This is a genomic window from Agrobacterium genomosp. 13 str. CFBP 6927, assembly GCA_900012615.1.
Lineage (GTDB): Bacteria > Pseudomonadota > Alphaproteobacteria > Rhizobiales > Rhizobiaceae > Agrobacterium.
Map to the genome: position 1 here is coordinate 741,924 of LT009757.1, position 18,323 is coordinate 760,246.

Here is an 18,323-nt window from a genome sequence, read left to right on the forward strand (position 1 = left end):
TGTTTCCATAGATGTTCGGAGCAAGCCGCTTGTCGATCTCCCCCCTTGAGGGGGAGATGTCCGGCAGGACAGAGGGGGGTGAACCACACCCACCGACCTAGACCATCACGACACGCCCTAAAACCGCAACCCCGAAACCGCCAGCGGATTATCCGTCATCGCCTGCCTGTCCGGCCGGTCGATGCCCGGTGCGCTTGTGAAGGCCGCGAACAGGTCCTGCACGAAGGCCTCCGGCAAATCCTTGGTAATCAGCACCATGCGCGTGCGCTGATCAGCCGGGTCCGGCCAGGCTGCAAGACGCTCAGGCGTGTGGAAAATATTCTGCACCCCGTGCAGCACCAGCGGTCGGGCCGGATTATCCGACAGCTTGACGATGGCCTTCATGCGCAGGAGCTTCTCCCCATGCGCAGAGCGCAGCAGATCCACGAACATGTCGATCGCCATCGGACTGATCGGCTGATCGTGAATGATCGAAAAGGAACGGATAGAGGCGTCGTGCCGGTTCACATCGTGATGATGGTGATGGTCGTCGTGATCACCATGATGATGGTGGTGATGGCCATGGTCGTGACCGTGATCATGGTCATGGTGATCGTGTGCCGCCTCTTCGCCCAGCCAGCGGCCGACATCAGCATTCTTGCTGCCGGCATCGTAAAGGCCGTTGTCGAGAAGCCCCGCAGCGCTCCACTCGGTTTTGTCACCGTCCTCGATTGTCGCACGCGGATTGAGCGCTTGCAGACGGGCTGTCAGCGTGGAAATCGTGGCGGCATCGGCAAGGGCGCGCTTGGTCATCACCAGACGGTCAGCCACGGCGGCCTGTTTCACTGCTTCCTGATGATTGTCGAGCGTGGAAAGGCCGTTCACGGCATCCACCACCGTAATCATGCCGTTCAGGACAAAATTCTGCGCGATGACCGGGTTGCCCATGATCGATTGCATGACCGGAGCGGGGTCGGCAAGACCGGTGGTTTCAATCACCACCCGCTTCACCGCCTTCAGCTTGCCAGTCTGTATGCCATCCATCAGTTCCGCCAGCGTGTCCACCAGCTCACCGCGCACCGTGCAGCAGAGGCAGCCTTCCGCCAGCTCGATGATGCCCTCGCCGGCGCTCTCCACCAGCAGGTGATCGATACTGACATCGCCGAACTCATTGATGATGATCGCGGCGTCGTTCATCTCCGGATCCTTGAGAAGCCGGTTGAGAAGCGTCGATTTTCCGGCGCCGAGAAATCCGGTGATGATGGAAACCGGTATACGATCGCGAAACATGCCTTGCCTGTATGTTGAGGGCCGCTCCGATAGATCGTCGGACGATCGTCGACCCGGAACCGCACGATAAAACAAAAATCGCCCGGAGCCGGAAGCTGCGAGCGACATTGTAATATCATAACAGATCGGACCTGCGAATACCCAATCCGCAAAGCGCGTCCGCCCTCATTCATTGAAGAGGGCGGCCCCGACGATCAAAATGTTGGGCGAGGAATCGGGATCGGCACATTGGCAAGTTCGCCCTTGGCCGTGGCACCCTTGGTGGTATTGACCGCCACGGTCTCGCTGCCAGGAATAAGGCCGGCGAAAGAATATTCCGGCGGGCGGGTCATTTCCGTGACGTAGGGAGAATGGATGACCATGCGGCCAGTTTCGTCGCGGCTTTCGCTGCGCACCTTGGCGGCCTTCGGATTGCAGATTTCAGCGCTGACATCGTTCACATCACCGGTATCGCCATAAGGCGCCAGCGACGCTAGCGAAACGCCCTGGCCAGACGGCGCGGTCAACCCCATCTGCAGCAGATCGGCCGACTGGTCGGTTCGCCCGGCCAGGCTGTCCGCCCCCAGAACGACGGTGATGACCGAGCGGCCGTTACGCACGGCGGATGACACCTGGTTGAAACCGGAGGCACAGATGAAACCGGTCTTCATGCCATCGGCGCCATCGAAACGGCCGACCAGCATGTTGAAGTTGGCGTAATTCTTCTTGCCGGTTGTAACGCCCTCCAGCGAGAAATAATCGGCATATTCCGGGAACTCACGCTTGATTATCAGCGCCAGCAGCGCAAGGTCGCGCGCCGTCGTATATTGCCCCTTGCCGGGCAGGCCGTTGGGGTTGACGTAACGGGTGGAGCTCATGCCCAGCCGCTGCGCCTGTGCATTCATCTGCGCCACGAAATTGTCGCTGGTGCCGCCGATGGTCTCGGCAATCGCCACGGCGATGTCATTGGCGGATTTGATCAGCAGCAGCTTCAGCGCGCTGTCCATGGTCAGTTTCTGACCGGGCTTGAAATACATTTTCGAGGCCGGTTGGTCGGCGGCCTTCTTGCTCATCACCACTTCCGTCTGCGGGCTGATCTTGCCGGCTTTCATCTGCGAAAAGGCGATATAGGCGGTCATCAGCTTGGTCAGCGAGGCGGGATACCACTTGCGGAACGCTTCCTGATGGGAAATCACCTTGCCGGTTTTGACATCCACCACCATTTTCGGATTGGCATTCGCCACGGGTGCTGCGGCAACAATGCCTGCAGTCATGATGGCAACGGCTGCGGAGAGCCGCCGGGCGGCGTTTGGCGATTTAAATATCTGTGGCAAGGCTTGTCCTCGAATTCCCGTCTTCGGTCGGGGAATGGCAATATTCACCATATATGTCCTAGCAATGGCAAAGTACATTGATTACGTCAATTATGCGGCGCACTATCCACCACGGAGGATAGGATTTTACGACATGCCGCACCGATGAACCCAGGAATGAATGAATGCCGATTTTAAACAGAGCCGCCGAACTCCAGCAGGAAGTCAGCGAATGGCGGCGTCACCTGCATGAAAACCCGGAGATTTTGTATGATGTCGACAACACCGCGGCCTTCGTTGCGGAGAAGCTGAAATCTTTCGGCGTTGACGAAATCGTGACCGGACTTGGCCGCACGGGTGTTGTCGGCATCATCAGGGGCAATCTTCCGGGTAACCGCACCATCGGCTTTCGGGCGGACATGGATGCTCTTCCCATCTTCGAGGAAACCGGCAAGCCCTGGGCCTCCAAGACGGCAGGTGCGATGCATGCCTGCGGCCATGACGGTCACACCGCCATGCTGCTTGGCGCTGCCAAATATCTTGCCGAGACCCGCAACTTTGCCGGCTCCATCGCGGTCATCTTCCAGCCGGCGGAAGAAGGCGGCGCGGGCGCGCTCGCCATGGTCGAGGACGGCCTGATGGAGCGTTTCGGCATTAACGAGGTCTATGGCATGCACAACATGCCGGGCATTCCGCTTGGCGCCTTCGCCATCCGCAAGGGCGGCATCATGGCCGCACCCGACAAGTTCTCGATTACCGTCAAGGGCCGTGGCGGCCACGCGGCACAGCCGCACCGCACCATCGACCCGATCACCATCGGCGCGCAGATCGTCGGCAACCTGCAGATGATCGCCTCGCGCAACGCCGATCCGATCCGTTCGGTCGTCGTCTCCGTCACCCGTTTTCACGCCGGTTCCAGCCACAACATCATCCCCAACGAGGCATTGATCGCTGGCACGGTGCGCAGCCTGGATGAAACGGTGCGCGATCTGGCGCAGGATCGTATCAAGCAAATGGCTGAAGGTATTGCCCTTGCCAACGGCGCAGAAGCGGAAGTCGTCTATGAGCGTTATTGCCCGGTGACCTTCAACCACGCCGCCGAGACCGACCACGCCATCCATGTGGCGCGCGATGTGGCGGGCGAACCGAATGTCGATCCCGATGTCGATCCTTCCATGGCAGGAGAGGATTTCTCCTTCATGCTGAAGGAGAGACCGGGCTGCTTCATCTTCATCGGCAATGGCGATTCGGCCGGGCTTCACAATCCCGGCTATGATTTCAACGACGACGCCATCGCTTACGGCATTTCCTACTGGGTAAAACTGGCCGAACAGCGCCTGACGAGCTGATTGCCGGACAACGCGAAGAAAGCCGAGGAAGAGATCGACCGCGATGAAGAACGCGGTTGATCCGCAGGCACCGTCAGGTTAAAGAGCAATTCAGTGTCCACGTAGCTCAGCAGGATAGAGCACAGGATTCCTAAGCAAATTGGGGGTTGCGCCCGGAAACGACGCAATCGATCTGCTCAAAGTCGGGGAAAGCTTCGCTGGTCTTCCAGCATGCCAATCCCGAGCCAAGCTCCGGAGAAATCCGGTGAAGGTGTAGAGACTGGATGGGTAGCACCTAAAGGCCTGATGGCCCATGGTGAAGGGACAGTCCAGACCACGAACGTCCTGTCCGATGACGACGGGACGGCTGCGAAAGCCGAAGTGGTATGAATCCTGGGGTCGGAGGTTCGAATCCTCTCGTGGACACCAAAATATAACATAAAAATCCCTCTAATTGCTTGTAATTAAAGGGATTTTTCAATTTCATAACAGACTAAGAACCCTCACCATATAGCCTCCTATGGCTATTGATTTTATTGTGAAACCCGACGCGAACCCCTCACCTTTTGAGCATCGCGCATAAGCCACAAGCTGAACGAAGGCATATTGACTCTTTCTCGAAATGAGAACATTTGTAGAACAAAGTAGAGAGTGAGAGACATGGCCGACGCTGAAAAAATCATCATAGTGCAGTTTAAAAAGGGGCGTGGCGGCATTGTGCCAGGCGACATGCGACCCGCAACCAGCCAAGCATCGGCCGAGAAAATGGCGGCTGCGATGGCCCCTCGCCATATCGGCGTTGCGGCATATTCGGTGACCGTGGATGAGGAAAGCGGCAATATGGCGAACGCTCGCCTGCTGGTCTCGCATGGGCAGATTGCCGACTTGATGCCAGACTGATTTCAACCCGGCGCGGGGGCGCGCCTTTTCATGACAGGGAAATTCTTTGCTGCTCTGAAACAGGAGATTGGAAACGTGCGCCCAAACACGATCAAAATGCCGGACGATATCGCGGCTTATGTCATCCAGTGCCATGACGGCGACGCTGTTGCTGCCGTGGAAACGCTGCTGGACGAAATTCACCATCTGCAAAACCAACTGTCCATCGCCACCGTAGCCATGGGCCGGGGATATACACGCGGATGGAAGCCGAGCGCCGAGCGGGATTGACATGCGCCATCGTCGCGGCATCGATCTGACCGGCGGCATTAATGACAATATGCCGCCAAAACCAACTGGCATATTTGTGCCGGAGCGGGACCATTCCGCAACCTTGGCCGATTTGCCGCAATGGTACGTCGTCGGCGCGCGGTGCTGGCGCTGCAAACGCGCCGGCATGCTCGACAGATGGGCACTACAGCGTCGTTATGGAAAATTTCGGCCGATCATATCCATGGAACCGCTCTTGCGGTGCCTTGGCTGCGGCAATAGCGAGAAAAACAGTTTTGTGCTGGCGCGTGCGAAAAGGGACTGGCCATGACTTATGAACCAAAGCCCGGCACCTACGGTTATTTGTGGGCCGATTGCTACACCGTTAGAGCCTATTGTACCCCATGCAATCGCGCCGTCGAAGTCGATCTGGAAAAGCTGCCGCCCGAACAAAGCTACATCAACAGGCGTTGGCGTTGCCAGTATTGCCACGAGTTGGGACAAGCTCACTTAAGCCCTGATCATTCGCCGCGAGACTCGCCCGCCCAAAAGCAAATGCATTTGGAACGGCTGCGACGTAGAGAAGTGCTCGCGGCTCGATTAGCACAACAACGGCAAAAGCCGACCAGCGCTAACTGAGCGGCTTAAAAAGATGGTGCCCGGAGGCGGGCTGTGGATTTTAAGGAATACCAATAGCTTAAGGATTGGCTGGACACGCAAGCTTTATGCGGAAGCATCATGCTTTTTAGGAGAGTGTCCAGCCGCACTCTGTCGCACGAAAGGTCGAGGATGGATGTCAGGCACCAATCAGCGCGCGCCATTTCGTGTTGAAATAATAGCCAAGCCCGACATGCCCATGCGTAGCATCACCTCGGTATGGGTGTGTGGTGTCGGAGGATATCCAGTCCTGATAGTTGGTGTTTTTGATCAGGGCGTTGGCGTAATTCGGGCTGACGGGGATGAAATAGGCCTTCTTCTCACCCGCTGCGATCCAAGCGTCAAACTCGGCTTTCAGGTTTGCTTCCGCTGTGATGGTACTGCTGGCGTCGTTGGTCACACCAGCACCGCCACAACAACCGTGAACAAGAATGATGGCATTCGGCTGATTGAGCCGAGCCTTTTCCCATGCCGCGCGGGCGTTGGTTCGCATCGTTGTTTGGTTCAGGTCTTTGTCATTATACGGGCCGCCAAAGACAATCAGATCATAGGTATCATCCGCGATCCAATAATCCATCTGCCCGAGAATGTTCCGAGCGCCAGCCGTTGCGCTATAACCCGTACCGCCCAGAGCCGAGTTTCTGGAATCGTAGCCGTTCAATTTGCAGAACGTGGCAAAATGGCTATCCCACGGGGCGTAACGGGCAACGCCGGCTGCATCCTTTGTCCAAGTGCCTGCCGTATAGTTTCCGATCAGAAGAGCTTCTTCAAAGCTCGTTCCGACAACAACAGCCTTGGGGCGTCGAGTTGGCTCAATCAATGTTGCGCCCGCGTTCACCTTCAAGGCTGCGAAGGTATGGCTCGTGCCGATCTCGATCTCGATTTCCCGCGTTGCCGCCGTCGCAAATGTCACCTTCACTCTAGACGTCGAAACGCCATTCACAGCATGACCGTCTCGCGCAATGTAACGACCGTCCACGATGATGCGAACAGGCGCGTTTGTGGCATTCTGCGGATATGAAAACTCGAAGACCTGCAAACCTGTCGCCTTGAAGCGGATATTCCAGTTGTTGCCCTGGTCATAACCATTGGCGGGAACTGTGGGCGACGTAGGTTCGCGCCCCGTGTTGATAACCTTAATATTGCCATCCGAGCGGGGAGCAACACTCAGGTGCGCCATGGTGAGCCATTGATCGCTGAATGCGCTAAATCGTTTGCCGCTCGATTTATAGATCAGCGGATTAGCGTTGACGGTCGGAGCGACGACAACCAAACTTGCGTCGGTGGACGCATTGAATGTCACCGTTGGCGGCGATGCGAGATCGGGCAACTCGACTGGATTAGCACCAGCCGCGGCAATTGAAGCTGCCTTCAAGAGAGGCATAGCACCGGGGTTCGGCTTCGCCTTACCAGCCATTCCGAGAGGCAGGCCAAATCCAAGCGAAAATCCGCTCATGTGCGGCTCTCGCGAAAACCCCGGATGGCAACATCCGTCACCTTGCCGGTCCGAATATATACCTTATCCGTAGCCGCAAGATTGACGACAATTTCACGCGTCCCGTCAGGCGTCATCGAAACAAAGTCTTCGGTGTCGTTGGCAGGCGCCGCCGTGCCGATGAAGATAGAAACAGGGTAGACCGTAACCACCTGGATGCCTACTAGCCCATAGTTCGCGCCGTCAGCAACGAGCTGGTAATTCGTGGCGCCAGCCACGCGAAACGTGTTCGTCATTTTGCCCTCTGCAAAGTTTTCGATTGAAAAAGATCAGGGTTTGAGCGCCAACATGATGCTGCCGCCGGAGACCATACCGGCCACGAAGAGAGCAAAACCAATCAGAATGCGGCTCCGTGGTGGAATGTGTCCGTTATCAATGTCTGGCGCGACCAGCGCCAAGGTGCAGGACCAAGCCATCATCCATGCCACGAAAGCGCTGATCGGAGAGTTGACCATCCAGTCCGGTCGCTCATGGTATCGAAGCAGCATCACCCAGACCCGCTGGAAGAAGATGATGCCGACGATCGAAAACACGGCAACAATCAGGAAGTCGGCGCCGGCGCGACCGTAACGCATCGCTTGTGCGGCATCGCGGAACCAGCGGACCAGAACTGCAAACGCAACACCCAGGACGAGGCTTGAGGAAATCTCGGTCATGTAATCGGCCGAGACGAACATGTTGGCAAACCAGAACAGGGTTACGGCAATCACGGCGGACCACGCCGCCACACTCGTTTTAAGTCGTCTCATCGCCGGCTGCCTTTCTGCATGCTGACCACTGTTTCCTCCGCGATACGCTGCACGCGATCGCGCCGGCGTTCGAATGTAACGACCGCTTGCGCCAGATCGGCTTTGCGGTCACGTTTCTCTCTTTCGATTTCCGGATCTGGTAAGGTCTGGACCTTCGGCAAGCGCCACCAGGAAAGCAGCCTCATTCGCCCCTCCTGTTTCCGTTCGACACCATGACCGGTAGAACCGTATCCATCGTGTCGGTGAATTTCTGGACGAGCGGTGCGAGCGTCTTCAGCGTCTCGATATGCTCGTCCTGAAGCTCCTTTATACGGGCATCAGCCGCATCGCGATCCTTCGCACGGCCGATCCGCTCATAGATGTAGAAAATCACCATGAGCAGGGCGAAGCCGCCAAAAGGCCCATGCTGCAGAAACCAGCCGCCGATCTCGTTCGACAGTTCCATTCCCCTGCCCCTCGTGAATGTGACAGGCAGAGGCGATCAGTTGACCGCCTTCGCCACCTCGGGAACCTTGGACATGATAATGTCCTGAAGACCGGATAGATCGACGCCAAGCCTTTCCAGAGTCTCGGGGTTCTTTTGCGCCACATATTCAACGGCGGCATCCAGAACCTGGCCGGGAACGTTACCGACGGCCAGAGGCAGCCCGGTTCTCGTGATGGCATATTTCAGCGCATTGATTGCCGATTCATGCAACGCCAACCTCAATCGCGTCTCGATTTCAACCCGCTGCTTTTCGTCGGAGATATTGAGCAGTGCGATAAGCCGAACGCTCAGCCACGTGACGAGCGCCGGACCGACCGTGGACACCAGCAAGACGACGACCGGCTGCACGATGGTCCAGAGATCGTACCAGATAGAAGAAGGTGCGATTACTGGCCCTGTCTCCTGGGCAAAAGCCGGCCAAAGGATGAAGGAGCCAATAGAGACAATAGCGAGTGCTATGGCGAAGATATTGATGATCCGCATCGGCTCAACCCTCCGCCCGTTTTGCATCACGTAAGGCGTTTGTGATCACCGCATATGCCTCGGCCGCTTTAACCAACGCCGTAGCCGCGGTGACGGACGAGGGATCTTTGCAGATCACATCCAAAGCAGCCCACGCCGCAGATTCCTTGGTGACCGTCGACTGTTTCAGGTTGCCGGTGCTTGCGACTATCACGAACGCGCTGTGGGCAGTCGCCGCCGTGGCGCAAATCTGCGGGAGATTTTTCTGAATTGCAGTGTCGATCGATCCGGTTGTGGACGAGCAGGAAGACAGCGCAAAGGCCGCCACTGCCGCGAAAAGCAGAGACTTGATCATCGAGTGTTTCCTTTTATGGAGGGGTTAAGCTTCGTTGGTCGTGACGCTGGCCGAAATCGTAGTCATCGGCAGGGCGGCATAAGGCGCATCCTGATAGGTCACCGCCCAGCGGTAGCCGAGCAGTCGAGTTTTCGCGATGCGGGCGATGCTGACCGAATCGGACTGATTGCCACCAAGGATATGCAGGTGCGTCTTGTCGTGGCCGACGACGATACCGACGTGACCTTGCCAACCGTCCTTTGAACCACGCCAGAAGACGGCGATGGCGCCGATCTGCGGTTCATCCAGCGGCTTGCCGAATTTCAGCCAATTGCGAGAGCCGAGCGGGTTCGCCGGCATGGGCTCTTTCGGCAGCGCCGTGGCAATGACCATGCCGACGAATGCGCCGCACCAGGCTATTTCACTCGCATCAAGGCGTAGGGCCTTGTCTAGTACCTTGGCGTTCTTCGCCTCATGCAGGCCGAGGAAACGGCGCGCTTCCGTCACCCAAGGCGGCACCATCGGCCTATTGTCGTTCAACCCGAGCGCAACGAGCGTCTTCGTACCGATCGTGCCGGGATAGAGGATCGAGAGCTTCTTATCCTCCTGGAACCGCGTCACGGCCTTCGTCGTGCTACGGCCGGGAATGCCATCAGCGCCAGACGGCCCGACATCATAGCCGAGCGAAATCAAGCGCTGCTGTACCTCGCGTACAGTCGCCATCTTGTTCTCCTAATTGTGGGTTACAGGTACTTGGTTACGCTGCTGGCCAGTTGACACAGCAAGTTGTGATTGCATTCACGCTGTTTCTTGTTTACCGCATTGGGCTGGCGACCCCCCGAATGCGGCTTATGACAATGAATATGAATCTAGCTTACCGCGCCGACATCGACGGACTCCGCGCCGTGGCGGTTCTGGCAGTCGTGCTTTACCACGCCTTTCCAGAGGTTCTTCCAGGTGGGTTCGTTGGAGTTGACGTGTTTTTCGTCATTTCCGGGTTCTTGATCACCTCAATTGTCGCACAAGAGGCACAGAGCGGCGGCTTTTCGTTTTCACGCTTCTACGACCGTCGTTTTCGCCGGATCGCTCCTGCATTGCTTGTCGTGTTGGCCACCAGTCTCGCTTACGGATACTTCACGCTGCTGCCCGAAACATTTATCAGGCTTGCGGAGCAGGTTGCCGCATCGGCCTTTGGCACTGCCAATTTCTACTATTTGATGCACAGCGGCTATTTCGACCCAAGCTCCGAAACTCAGCCAATGCTGCACATGTGGTCACTCTCGGTTGAAGAGCAGTTCTATCTCTTCTGGCCGGTCATCATTGTGCTGGGCTGGAGATGGACAGGCCGCAACGCCAAAGCGGTAACGACTGTCATTCTCTCGGTAATTTTCTTGGCGAGCCTCGCTGCATCAGTTCACCTTACGAAAGTGGATCAATCGCTGGCCTTCTATCTCATGCCGACTCGCGCATGGGAGTTGGCTTTGGGCGCCATGCTAGTATTTGCTCCAACCTTGAACGGCGTATACGGGCGCGTAGCTCCTGTAGTCGGGCTTACAATGGTGGCGGCCTCAATAATCGTTTTCAACTCCAGCATGCCATTCCCCGGAGCTCTCGCGCTTCTGCCTTGTCTGGGTGCAGCACTGGTAATATGGCCGCGGCTACCGGAGCTATCTGGGCCGAAAGTGCTATCGACAAGATATCCTGTATTCCTCGGGAAAATATCTTACTCGCTCTACCTTTGGCATTGGCCTGTTCTGGTGTTCGCTGGCATCAGGTATGAGTGGAACATACCTCACTCTGTCAGGTTCGCGCTGGTCATTGCCAGCATTCTTCTTGCCACCGCGACATGGTGGGTCGTGGAAAAACCAAGCCGCCGCTGGAAGCCAAACCCGACAACCGGGATAGGCTTTGGCGTAGCCGGCAGTGTCGGAATTTCAGTCATCGCTGCCATTGTGATCTTCAACGCAGGCTTTCCCCAACGCTTTCCGGCGTCCGTGAATGCGGCTGTCGCAATGAAGAACTATGATTATGCACCCGTGTTTCGAGAAGGATCCTGTTTTCTAGACCCTAAGCAACCCGCCTCCGAATTTAGCGGCGAGGCATGCATCGGTGACCACGCCGTTGTGTTGTGGGGAGACAGCCACGCTGCTCATTTTTACCAAGCTCTTAACGAAGACATCCCCGGTGGCGTCGGCCAAGCCACAGCGAGCGCGTGCCCTCCCGTGATTGGTTTAACAGTTCCTGATCGGCCGAATTGCAAAGACTTCAACGATGCGGTGATCAATAAACTGGTATCTCAACCGCCGAAAACCGTTGTTTTGGCTGCTGCATGGACACTGTTACCCGACGACGTGCTACCAAAGTTACCGGGCATGCTGGAGAGAACGGTCGCAGTGCTCGAGAACGCAGGAATAGAGGTTAAGGTTTTAGGCCAAGTACCGTCTTACAGGGTTACCGTTCCGGACCTGGTTGCGGTGCGTACTCAAACTGGCGCAGCAGAGCGTGGACAAAGGGCCGACCTTATCGAAAAGCTCGTTCCCCTTGATGATAAGCTCGCCGCCCACTTCCAGCCATCTGGCCGATACATTTCGGTGCTGAGATCCGTTTGTGACGCCGACCTGTCGTGCCCGTTGCTGACCGACAAAGGTCCGGTTCAGTTTGACTACAGCCACCTGACGCGCGACGGCGCATCGATGTTCGTTGGTAAATTCATCGAACAGCTCATCCGTTAACCAGGTTCACGGCCATCCACTTTCAATATCAATCGCATTCAGATCTGATTGCGTCTCCGCATCTGAAACAGCATCTTTCAACGTGCGGCCGCGCTGCCTGATACCGGCATAGTAGTCTCCGACGTGAGATGCAATTGCGAGGCCAGCTGCCGGCTCGGGCATCGGAATACGGACATTCTCAATCGTAATCCATCCCTGACTATAACTTTCTGGCCACGCAATAGCGCCATTCGACGAAGCCAGGGCGGTCGTCGCCATAGCTCCCATATCAGCCCTACTGGCGTCGTCTAATGCGACATGGAACCCATCTTCCGTCCGAAATCCTTCAGCAAGCCGTGATGAAATCTGATCATCTACCGAAGCGAGCTTAACTGCCTTGGCATAGGAAAAAACGATTTCGTCACGCGAGGCGCCCCTTATCTTTTCGATGACATCCTCGTCTCCATCGAAGCAGTTTTCGATAGGGTGCCAAGAGCATGCGCGACGCTCAGAGACAGTGAGAAAATGGAGGTACGCGGGCAGATCGTTTGCATCTATGGAGAACATTTTTATCTACTCTTTCTTAAAGGTTGATCAAATGCTCAGGCGATTCCCGGACATGCGCCCGTTCACGATCGACGCCCCCGAGGGGGTGTATGCGCAGTGGCGAACCACATCACCCGAATTGAGGCGCAATACGGCCGTTGTCGACGTTCCCTCAGAATTTCCGGTCTCTTCCACCGAATTCACGCCAACACGAACGCCATTGACCTGAATTTGAGAGGAAAGATTATTCACAGATGGAGAGCATACCAAAAAGGTATTTATCACATAAATGCCCGCATCAGCGGCTCCAATTGTGATTGACCCAGACGCCTCTGAAGATGCCGGAAGAGCCAGCGACTTTGAAGAATAGTTGGTGAGAACAACGACGCCCGCGGCTACAGATTGAGTAATGCCAGACATGACGAATGAACGGCTCCGACGCAATCCCACTACACGAAAAGCTGCGCCATCATAGATGAGTTCGGTAATGCCCTGCATCTCCCCACCGATCAACGGGTAACCATCTTGCGAAACGATAGGCCGATTACCCAATCCATTCAGATTGAGCGTTGGAGCAACTCCCGAGACCGCAGCGATATTGATGCGGATTGGTGCGCCGACAATGTCCGCGTACGATTCGGGCGCCGGCGAGAGAGCGGCAGTCAACGCTGTGGCCGTCCCTCCAGCGACAGCATAATTCACCTTTCCAGATTGAATAGCTTGCGCAAGTTGCAGAACGTTGGCGGGCGTCAGTCCGGACTTCAGGATCAGATCGACTATTTCACGCTGGGGGGTTTCGATCGCAAGCCCAGGGACAGCCGATCCGCGGACTGCGCCAGGTACATCCTTGTCGACGTATGATGCATTCGGATCGACAGATCCGTAAGGAGGATGATACTTCATAGATGGTTCCGATCAACTGGCCAAAACAGGAATTGCCCAAGCGGGCGAATGTTGACGCAGGAGGCAAAGCAATCGCTCTGCCTCACCAAAGGAAAAGAGCGGATCGAAGCCGCATTCGCTTTCACCGCAACGGAAGTAATCGACGGCAAGGCCTGTGACCGTCACCCGCCAGTAAACCTCCTGCCTGACATCGCCGACGGTGTGTTCGCCACCACATTCCGAAAACCCGCATTCGAAGATGGCAGGCTCTTCGATGGTGATGGTGAAACCGAAAGAAGCCGCCAGACGGATGAAGTCCGACGGCGTGATGATGGCGACCGCCATCAGCTTGGCTTCAAGTGCGCGCAGCCTTCCCGCAATACTCTCATCTTCCGCGCCGCAGGCGTCGGGAAGACCGTATTCGACCTCCCAGTCGCCCAGCATCTCGTCTACACCAAAGACGGTGCTTTCGGTGGTGAGCTTGTATGCGCGCGCATAGAGCCATTCCCAGGGGGAAATCAGCACCCTGGTAAAATTTGCGAGCAGGCTGGAGAGGGACATCGCCTGCCCATCAGGCGTCCCGAAGGCAGCACCCGGTGGCCAGAGCGAGACCGCCCCGCCGATAAGGTCATCATTGGATGGTGATGACAGATTGTCCCATGCAGCCGGCACGCCACCTGTCGGCGCGCCGGCGCTGGCCGTTGTCGTTACGGTGTTCAGTCCGGGATCACGAGCCAAAGTCGAACTCCCCGTTTATGGGAAACTGTCCGCCCGTCAGCACGATATCCCCAACAGGCTCGACGAGCGTGTGCCGCTCCTCCCCGGTCACTGAAGAAATAACTTCCGAATACCAACTTCGCGAGACGGTGAAGCTGTCACCCGTGAGCCCGGGGCGGCACCTTGCAAGATACATGGCGGTTATGCCGCTTTTGATCGCCGCACGGATTTCGGCGGTATCGCCTGAAAGCCCGGTGATTGTAACGTCGACCGGCCGGGGCACTGGCGCCGTGGCAACGCTGTCATCCACACGGATTAAGCGCTGCGCATCGATAACCGCCTGCACCGCCTCCACATCGGATGCGATCGGAATATTGTCCGGTCGACCGTTGAACAGGAAATGAACCACGACACCGCCGGGAGAGTTGGGGACCCGGAAAGCCCATGCCTTCAACACCCCGGAAACGCCCATCACGATGCGCTCATAGTCCGTCAGTGTGCCACCGCCAGGAGGGTTGCGCTTGCGCTGCAAGGCCCGATCCTTCAGGCTATCGGCGTCTTCCGAATCCGCACCGCCGCCAAGGCCGTCATCATCGACAACCCACATGGTTCCCAGACTTGGATAAAGACCCGGATCCCCAAGCGACAGGATGCCCGCGCTCGCACGGTTTCCAGTCGAGCCTAGAACTTCTGCCACAACAGGTATCGTCATGCTGCCATCGGCGGCTGACGTGATGGGTATCCTGGAGACATAGGTCACATTGCCGGAAACGAAACGAATGCTGGACGGATAGGTGGTTAAAGCCGCGCCCGTTCCCGCTATCTCTCCGCTCGCAGCCGTGGCCACCCGCTGGTATATTCCCACCTCGGCGGCATGCAGCTTGATCCATGCCAGATTGGTCGAGGTCGAAAGCAATATCTGCTTCGAGAGCCATCCCATGCGCAGTTCGAATTCGTAGGAGATGGCCGCCAGAACCTTGGCGACGATCGTCACGAAATTGTTTTTAAGGGCGGTATCCGTGCCGGGCATATATCGCCGGAAGGCACCACGCACGGCAGCCGAGGCATCATCCAGCGAGCGGATATTCCACGCCATCTATCTGTCTCCATAACAGTCCGAATTTCTGATTGAACACCGCCTCGCCGTTGCGCCCATAAAGCGCAATGTCGAGATCGAGGCGGTTTTCGGCGCGGTTCGCCGTGGCGATGGCATCGACGCTGGCAACGGCACCCTGCGTCACGAGCGGCTCCAGCGCTTCGCGCGCATAGTCCTGCGCATCCACCTCGATGCCGTCATAGATCGACCGGCGCGTCAGCAGCCACAACCGCGAACCAAGGACATCCTCGCCATCGAGGCGATCGAAGCTGTCACCCAGCCAGCCACGGTTCTGCTCGCCGTCGCGCAGTTCGCTATCCTCGACGCGGCGATCCGTCATCAGCAGGATAAGCACGTGCGTTGCCAGCCCCTGTTCCGCCCGGAAATCTCCGGGAGCCGTCGCGTGACTGAAATCGTTCAGCAGCAGATCGCCGACAAGGCCATCCCAGCCGAGATCGGGCGAACGATAGGTTTCGTCCGCCTCGTCAAGAGGTATGATGCGAAGCATATGGATTATCCTATACGGGTACGCCCGTTTGGCCGCCGCCCGGAACCACGCCGGTGTGGCGGTGTGTATCGCCGATATCCTTGCCGTTGTGCCTGACGGACCCGCCCTGAATATCAACGCCGGCGGCGGAAACAGTGAGCGTCACGCCACCCTTGCGGATCTGGAATGCCGTCCCGGTGACGTCCACCACGATGCCGTCACCCATGACAACCTTGATGATATTGCCGGAGGCATCGTAAAGCGCCGAGCCGCCACCCGGTATGTCGGCAGGCCGATGGCCGGGATGTTCAACTCCAAGAACGACGGCAAAATCCGGATTGTTTGGCGACGGCAGCAACAGGCCTTTCGACCCCGCAGGCGGAGACGAGATGAAGCCATGGGGTTCCGGGCGATGGATGCGGGTATAGCCGTCGCCATACATTCCGCGCCCGGAAACAAATTGCTGCCCGCCCTTTTCCTCAAGACGACCATCGAAGTCGAAACGCACGAAACCGCTCATTCGTCCTCAAAGTCCCCTTCATTGACCGCCGCAGCGGAATAGCCTGACGCCGTCTTGCCACGCGGATTTTCTCCGCCAAGTGCGCGAGGATCCGCGAGCGACAATGTCGCCTTCGTCATCTCGCCCTGTTCGAAGTCGATATCCTTGATGACCATCCAGCCCTCAAGGCCCAGCCAGTCATCTTCGACATAGACGAGATAATTGGGCTGCCAGAGTTTGCCGGCTTCGTCGCGCCATCCGCTGACGATGATGTTTGCCGTGGTGCCGTTCCCGGCGGTTCGGCGAACGTGATACGCCGCCCGTTTTTTCAGGCGACCTGTCGAAGTTTCACCCTCGTGCGGGATAATCAGGGTGCGCTTCCGTCTAACGCCACTGTCTTTTGCTGACGACTGGCCGCGCAGCTGCTGTTTGTCGGTACCCTCGGTCGCCTGACCGCGCACCTTCACATCGCTGTAGCGGCCCTTTTCGGTAAAACTGGCGCGTGATCCCGGAAGGATGTTCACGCCCTTTTGCAGTTTCCCCGCGTGCTTGCCTGCGGGCTTCGTGGCAATCTTGATCCGGCCTTCCGGCGTATCGTGGATCAGAGCACCCCGGCCGCGCGAGCGCCGCTCGATGCTGGAAAAGGCGCTCTCCCCCACCATGAGTTTATGGCGAGCCTCTTTCGGAAGATCGCTTCCGTCTGTCTCGATACCGATTCCGTGGCTGTCGAGTTCGCGGGCAATATCTGCAAGGCTTTTGTCGAGAATTTCACCACTCGGGTGCTCAGCAGAGCATTCGATATAGTCAACGGTACGCGAAACCATCCCGCAAGAAAGCGCCCTGCTCTCTTCATCGTAACCCGTGTCAACATCGCGAACATATCCTGTCAGCATCAGATCGCCGCTTGCGGTGATCTTGACCATATCACCCGGCGCGACTGGCAAACCGCTGCCAGTGATGACGAAATCAGCCTGGGCGCTTCGCGCCGCCTCCTCCGCCGACACCTTGATATTGATGCGGATGATCGGCGGCAGCCCCTCACACACAACCGTCTCAAAAGGTCCGGTCGAAAGCGCCTGCATTATTTCTCCAATGCATTGAAGGCCGATGGCATGAGCATCGGGGTGGAAACGCCGGCAATCTCGACAAGGTTTTCGGCCCTGCCGGCGTCACCGTAAAGCTGGTATGCCAGGAACGTCGAAGGCAGCGATATGCCGGTCTCGACCCTCACCACTGGAACCGCATCCGCCGCCTGATCCGACACCAGACGCACAGCGATACTAACCAGACGAGAAAGCCAGAGGTAAAGGTCGACACCATCCGCACCCATTGTCGAAACGACCGCCAGCGCAGCATCACCCGCCGAGGCTATCCGGTCGCGTCCGGCCCGTGCCTGCGGCCGGGAAATCCAGTCCGCCCGCCCACCGGCAACGGCAAGCCCGACCGCAAGAAGCACTGCGGCGGCATTGGCGGTTTCGGCCGCTTCAAACTGCGCGATGCGCAACGTGTCAAAACCGGAAGGTGAATTCACGCTCTCGGCGATCACCCGCATCAACGAAAGGCTTTCCAGCGCAAACGCATCAGCGTCCAAAGCAGGCGCGGCATCCAGCCGCGATGCCATGTCGTCAGCGTCAAGCGCGTCAGTCACCAACGTTGCGCCGAGACTGCCGAGCCAATCACATATGGCCTGTTTATCAGCAGACATCAGAACAACCTCCCGAACGCAGAAGCGGCATCAGAAACCAGACCGAGGAAGGCGGTATCAACATCCACAATGCCGAGCAGCGTCAGGATTTCGCCAGATGCCGGTATGGCGACGAAATCGAATGCGATGTATCCGCGACGATCCCGTTCACGCGAGCGGTGAAAATCCTCGATATAGGCCAACTGACCGGCATCGATCGGCAAAACCAGTCGGCCCGGCCCCGCAGCCGTGCAGGCCGTCGAAAGCAGGGTCGCAGAAACGTCGCTGGTGTCGCCGAGCAGATAGGCTGTCACGCTGAAGGATGGCGTCTTCAGGCCCATCTCCTCCATGCGCGTCCGCCGACCACCGGCATATTCATGCCGCGCCAATCGCTTTCCACCAGTCAGGTCTTCATAGTCCACCCAGAACCGGACACCACGGAAACTGGCTGGCCGGAGCGTCGATGCCCAGTCTCGCAT

General features: G+C 57.5%; 24 protein-coding genes and 1 tRNA gene. 6 read left to right on the forward strand and 19 right to left on the reverse strand.

Annotated elements, in window-relative coordinates; translation table 11 throughout:
* Window positions 1–117 precede the first annotated feature (117 nt).
* The gene (locus tag AGR13A_RS17665) at window positions 118–1,269 is read right to left on the reverse strand and encodes a CobW family GTP-binding protein (RefSeq protein WP_080838085.1); all 1,152 of its coding nucleotides are present in this window, start codon (window positions 1,267–1,269) and stop codon (window positions 118–120) included.
* Between the two features lie 194 nt (window positions 1,270–1,463).
* Window positions 1,464–2,522: a D-alanyl-D-alanine carboxypeptidase family protein gene (locus tag AGR13A_RS17670; RefSeq protein WP_167377632.1), complete on the reverse strand. Its 1,059-nt coding sequence runs from the start codon at window positions 2,520–2,522 to the stop codon at window positions 1,464–1,466.
* Between the two features lie 224 nt (window positions 2,523–2,746).
* Here AGR13A_RS17670 and AGR13A_RS17675 point away from each other — a divergent pair, with 224 nt between their 5' ends.
* From AGR13A_RS17675 to AGR13A_RS17690, 5 genes are all read left to right on the forward strand, one after another.
* Window positions 2,747–3,910, forward strand: a complete 1,164-nt coding sequence (locus AGR13A_RS17675; RefSeq protein WP_080838090.1) for a M20 aminoacylase family protein — start codon at window positions 2,747–2,749, stop codon at window positions 3,908–3,910.
* A 311-nt stretch (window positions 3,911–4,221) separates the two neighbouring features.
* A tRNA-OTHER gene (locus AGR13A_RS25000) sits at window positions 4,222–4,318 on the forward strand.
* Between the two features lie 231 nt (window positions 4,319–4,549).
* Entirely contained in the window at window positions 4,550–4,789 is a 240-nt protein-coding gene (locus AGR13A_RS17680) for a hypothetical protein (protein WP_080838093.1), read from the forward strand.
* 30 nt (window positions 4,790–4,819) lie between these two features.
* Window positions 4,820–5,059: a hypothetical protein gene (locus AGR13A_RS17685; protein WP_080838097.1), complete on the forward strand. Its 240-nt coding sequence runs from the start codon at window positions 4,820–4,822 to the stop codon at window positions 5,057–5,059.
* 1 nt (window position 5,060) lies between these two features.
* On the forward strand, window positions 5,061–5,369 hold the full coding sequence (locus tag AGR13A_RS17690; protein WP_080838100.1) for a hypothetical protein: 309 nt from the start codon (window positions 5,061–5,063) through the stop codon (window positions 5,367–5,369).
* Between the two features lie 465 nt (window positions 5,370–5,834).
* On the opposite strand, the gene AGR13A_RS17695 is transcribed toward AGR13A_RS17690, so the two are convergent.
* The 8 genes from AGR13A_RS17695 to AGR13A_RS17730 are packed head-to-tail and all read right to left on the reverse strand — an operon-like array spanning window position 5,835 to window position 9,945.
* Window positions 5,835–7,151: an SGNH/GDSL hydrolase family protein gene (locus AGR13A_RS17695; protein ID WP_139786087.1), complete on the reverse strand. Its 1,317-nt coding sequence runs from the start codon at window positions 7,149–7,151 to the stop codon at window positions 5,835–5,837.
* A complete protein-coding gene (locus tag AGR13A_RS17700) occupies window positions 7,148–7,426 on the reverse strand; it encodes a hypothetical protein (protein WP_080838105.1) in 279 nt (92 codons plus the stop codon). Before AGR13A_RS17700 ends, AGR13A_RS17695 begins: the two co-directional genes overlap by 4 nt.
* 33 nt (window positions 7,427–7,459) lie before the next feature.
* Window positions 7,460–7,900, reverse strand: a complete 441-nt coding sequence (locus AGR13A_RS17705) for a hypothetical protein (RefSeq protein WP_139786088.1) — start codon at window positions 7,898–7,900, stop codon at window positions 7,460–7,462.
* 35 nt (window positions 7,901–7,935) lie between these two features.
* A complete protein-coding gene (locus tag AGR13A_RS17710) occupies window positions 7,936–8,124 on the reverse strand; it encodes a hypothetical protein (RefSeq protein ID WP_080838111.1) in 189 nt (62 codons plus the stop codon).
* On the reverse strand, window positions 8,121–8,384 hold the full coding sequence (locus AGR13A_RS17715; RefSeq protein WP_080838114.1) for a hypothetical protein: 264 nt from the start codon (window positions 8,382–8,384) through the stop codon (window positions 8,121–8,123). The genes AGR13A_RS17710 and AGR13A_RS17715 overlap by 4 nt, the downstream gene beginning before the upstream one ends.
* Before the next feature lie 36 nt (window positions 8,385–8,420).
* Window positions 8,421–8,909 carry a hypothetical protein gene (locus tag AGR13A_RS17720; RefSeq protein WP_080838119.1) on the reverse strand — a complete coding sequence of 163 codons (489 nt, stop codon included), beginning with the start codon at window positions 8,907–8,909 and terminating at the stop codon, window positions 8,421–8,423.
* A gap of 4 nt (window positions 8,910–8,913) precedes the next feature.
* Complete coding sequence (locus tag AGR13A_RS17725; protein WP_308400297.1) at window positions 8,914–9,243, reverse strand: cell wall anchor protein; 330 nt, start codon at window positions 9,241–9,243, stop codon at window positions 8,914–8,916.
* Window positions 9,244–9,267: 24 nt separating this feature from the next.
* Window positions 9,268–9,945, reverse strand: coding sequence for an NlpC/P60 family protein (locus AGR13A_RS17730; RefSeq protein ID WP_080838123.1), 678 nt, complete (start codon window positions 9,943–9,945; stop codon window positions 9,268–9,270).
* A gap of 128 nt (window positions 9,946–10,073) precedes the next feature.
* On the opposite strand from AGR13A_RS17730, the gene AGR13A_RS17735 reads away from it, so the two are divergent.
* Window positions 10,074–11,954, forward strand: coding sequence for an acyltransferase family protein (locus AGR13A_RS17735; protein ID WP_167377581.1), 1,881 nt, complete (start codon window positions 10,074–10,076; stop codon window positions 11,952–11,954).
* A gap of 6 nt (window positions 11,955–11,960) precedes the next feature.
* On the opposite strand, the gene AGR13A_RS17740 is transcribed toward AGR13A_RS17735, so the two are convergent.
* From AGR13A_RS17740 to AGR13A_RS17780, 9 genes are read right to left on the reverse strand one after another with little or no spacing between them, the layout of a single operon-like run.
* Window positions 11,961–12,500, reverse strand: a complete 540-nt coding sequence (locus AGR13A_RS17740) for a DUF4376 domain-containing protein (protein ID WP_080838129.1) — start codon at window positions 12,498–12,500, stop codon at window positions 11,961–11,963.
* A 27-nt stretch (window positions 12,501–12,527) separates the two neighbouring features.
* Complete coding sequence (locus AGR13A_RS17745; protein ID WP_080838131.1) at window positions 12,528–13,382, reverse strand: hypothetical protein; 855 nt, start codon at window positions 13,380–13,382, stop codon at window positions 12,528–12,530.
* Window positions 13,383–13,394: 12 nt separating this feature from the next.
* On the reverse strand, window positions 13,395–14,099 hold the full coding sequence (locus AGR13A_RS17750) for a putative phage tail protein (protein ID WP_080838133.1): 705 nt from the start codon (window positions 14,097–14,099) through the stop codon (window positions 13,395–13,397).
* Window positions 14,089–15,174, reverse strand: coding sequence for a baseplate J/gp47 family protein (locus tag AGR13A_RS17755; protein ID WP_080838135.1), 1,086 nt, complete (start codon window positions 15,172–15,174; stop codon window positions 14,089–14,091). The genes AGR13A_RS17750 and AGR13A_RS17755 overlap by 11 nt, the downstream gene beginning before the upstream one ends.
* A complete protein-coding gene (locus tag AGR13A_RS17760) occupies window positions 15,146–15,682 on the reverse strand; it encodes a phage GP46 family protein (RefSeq protein WP_080838138.1) in 537 nt (178 codons plus the stop codon). Before AGR13A_RS17760 ends, AGR13A_RS17755 begins: the two co-directional genes overlap by 29 nt.
* A 10-nt stretch (window positions 15,683–15,692) precedes the next feature.
* Window positions 15,693–16,181, reverse strand: a complete 489-nt coding sequence (locus tag AGR13A_RS17765) for a phage baseplate assembly protein domain-containing protein (RefSeq protein WP_080838141.1) — start codon at window positions 16,179–16,181, stop codon at window positions 15,693–15,695.
* A complete protein-coding gene (locus tag AGR13A_RS17770) occupies window positions 16,178–17,242 on the reverse strand; it encodes a phage baseplate assembly protein (protein ID WP_080838145.1) in 1,065 nt (354 codons plus the stop codon). Before AGR13A_RS17770 ends, AGR13A_RS17765 begins: the two co-directional genes overlap by 4 nt.
* The gene (locus AGR13A_RS17775) at window positions 17,242–17,865 is read right to left on the reverse strand and encodes a hypothetical protein (protein WP_080838147.1); all 624 of its coding nucleotides are present in this window, start codon (window positions 17,863–17,865) and stop codon (window positions 17,242–17,244) included. The genes AGR13A_RS17770 and AGR13A_RS17775 overlap by 1 nt, the downstream gene beginning before the upstream one ends.
* Window positions 17,865–18,323 carry a DNA circularization N-terminal domain-containing protein gene (locus AGR13A_RS17780; RefSeq protein WP_080838150.1) on the reverse strand — a complete coding sequence of 153 codons (459 nt, stop codon included), beginning with the start codon at window positions 18,321–18,323 and terminating at the stop codon, window positions 17,865–17,867. Before AGR13A_RS17780 ends, AGR13A_RS17775 begins: the two co-directional genes overlap by 1 nt.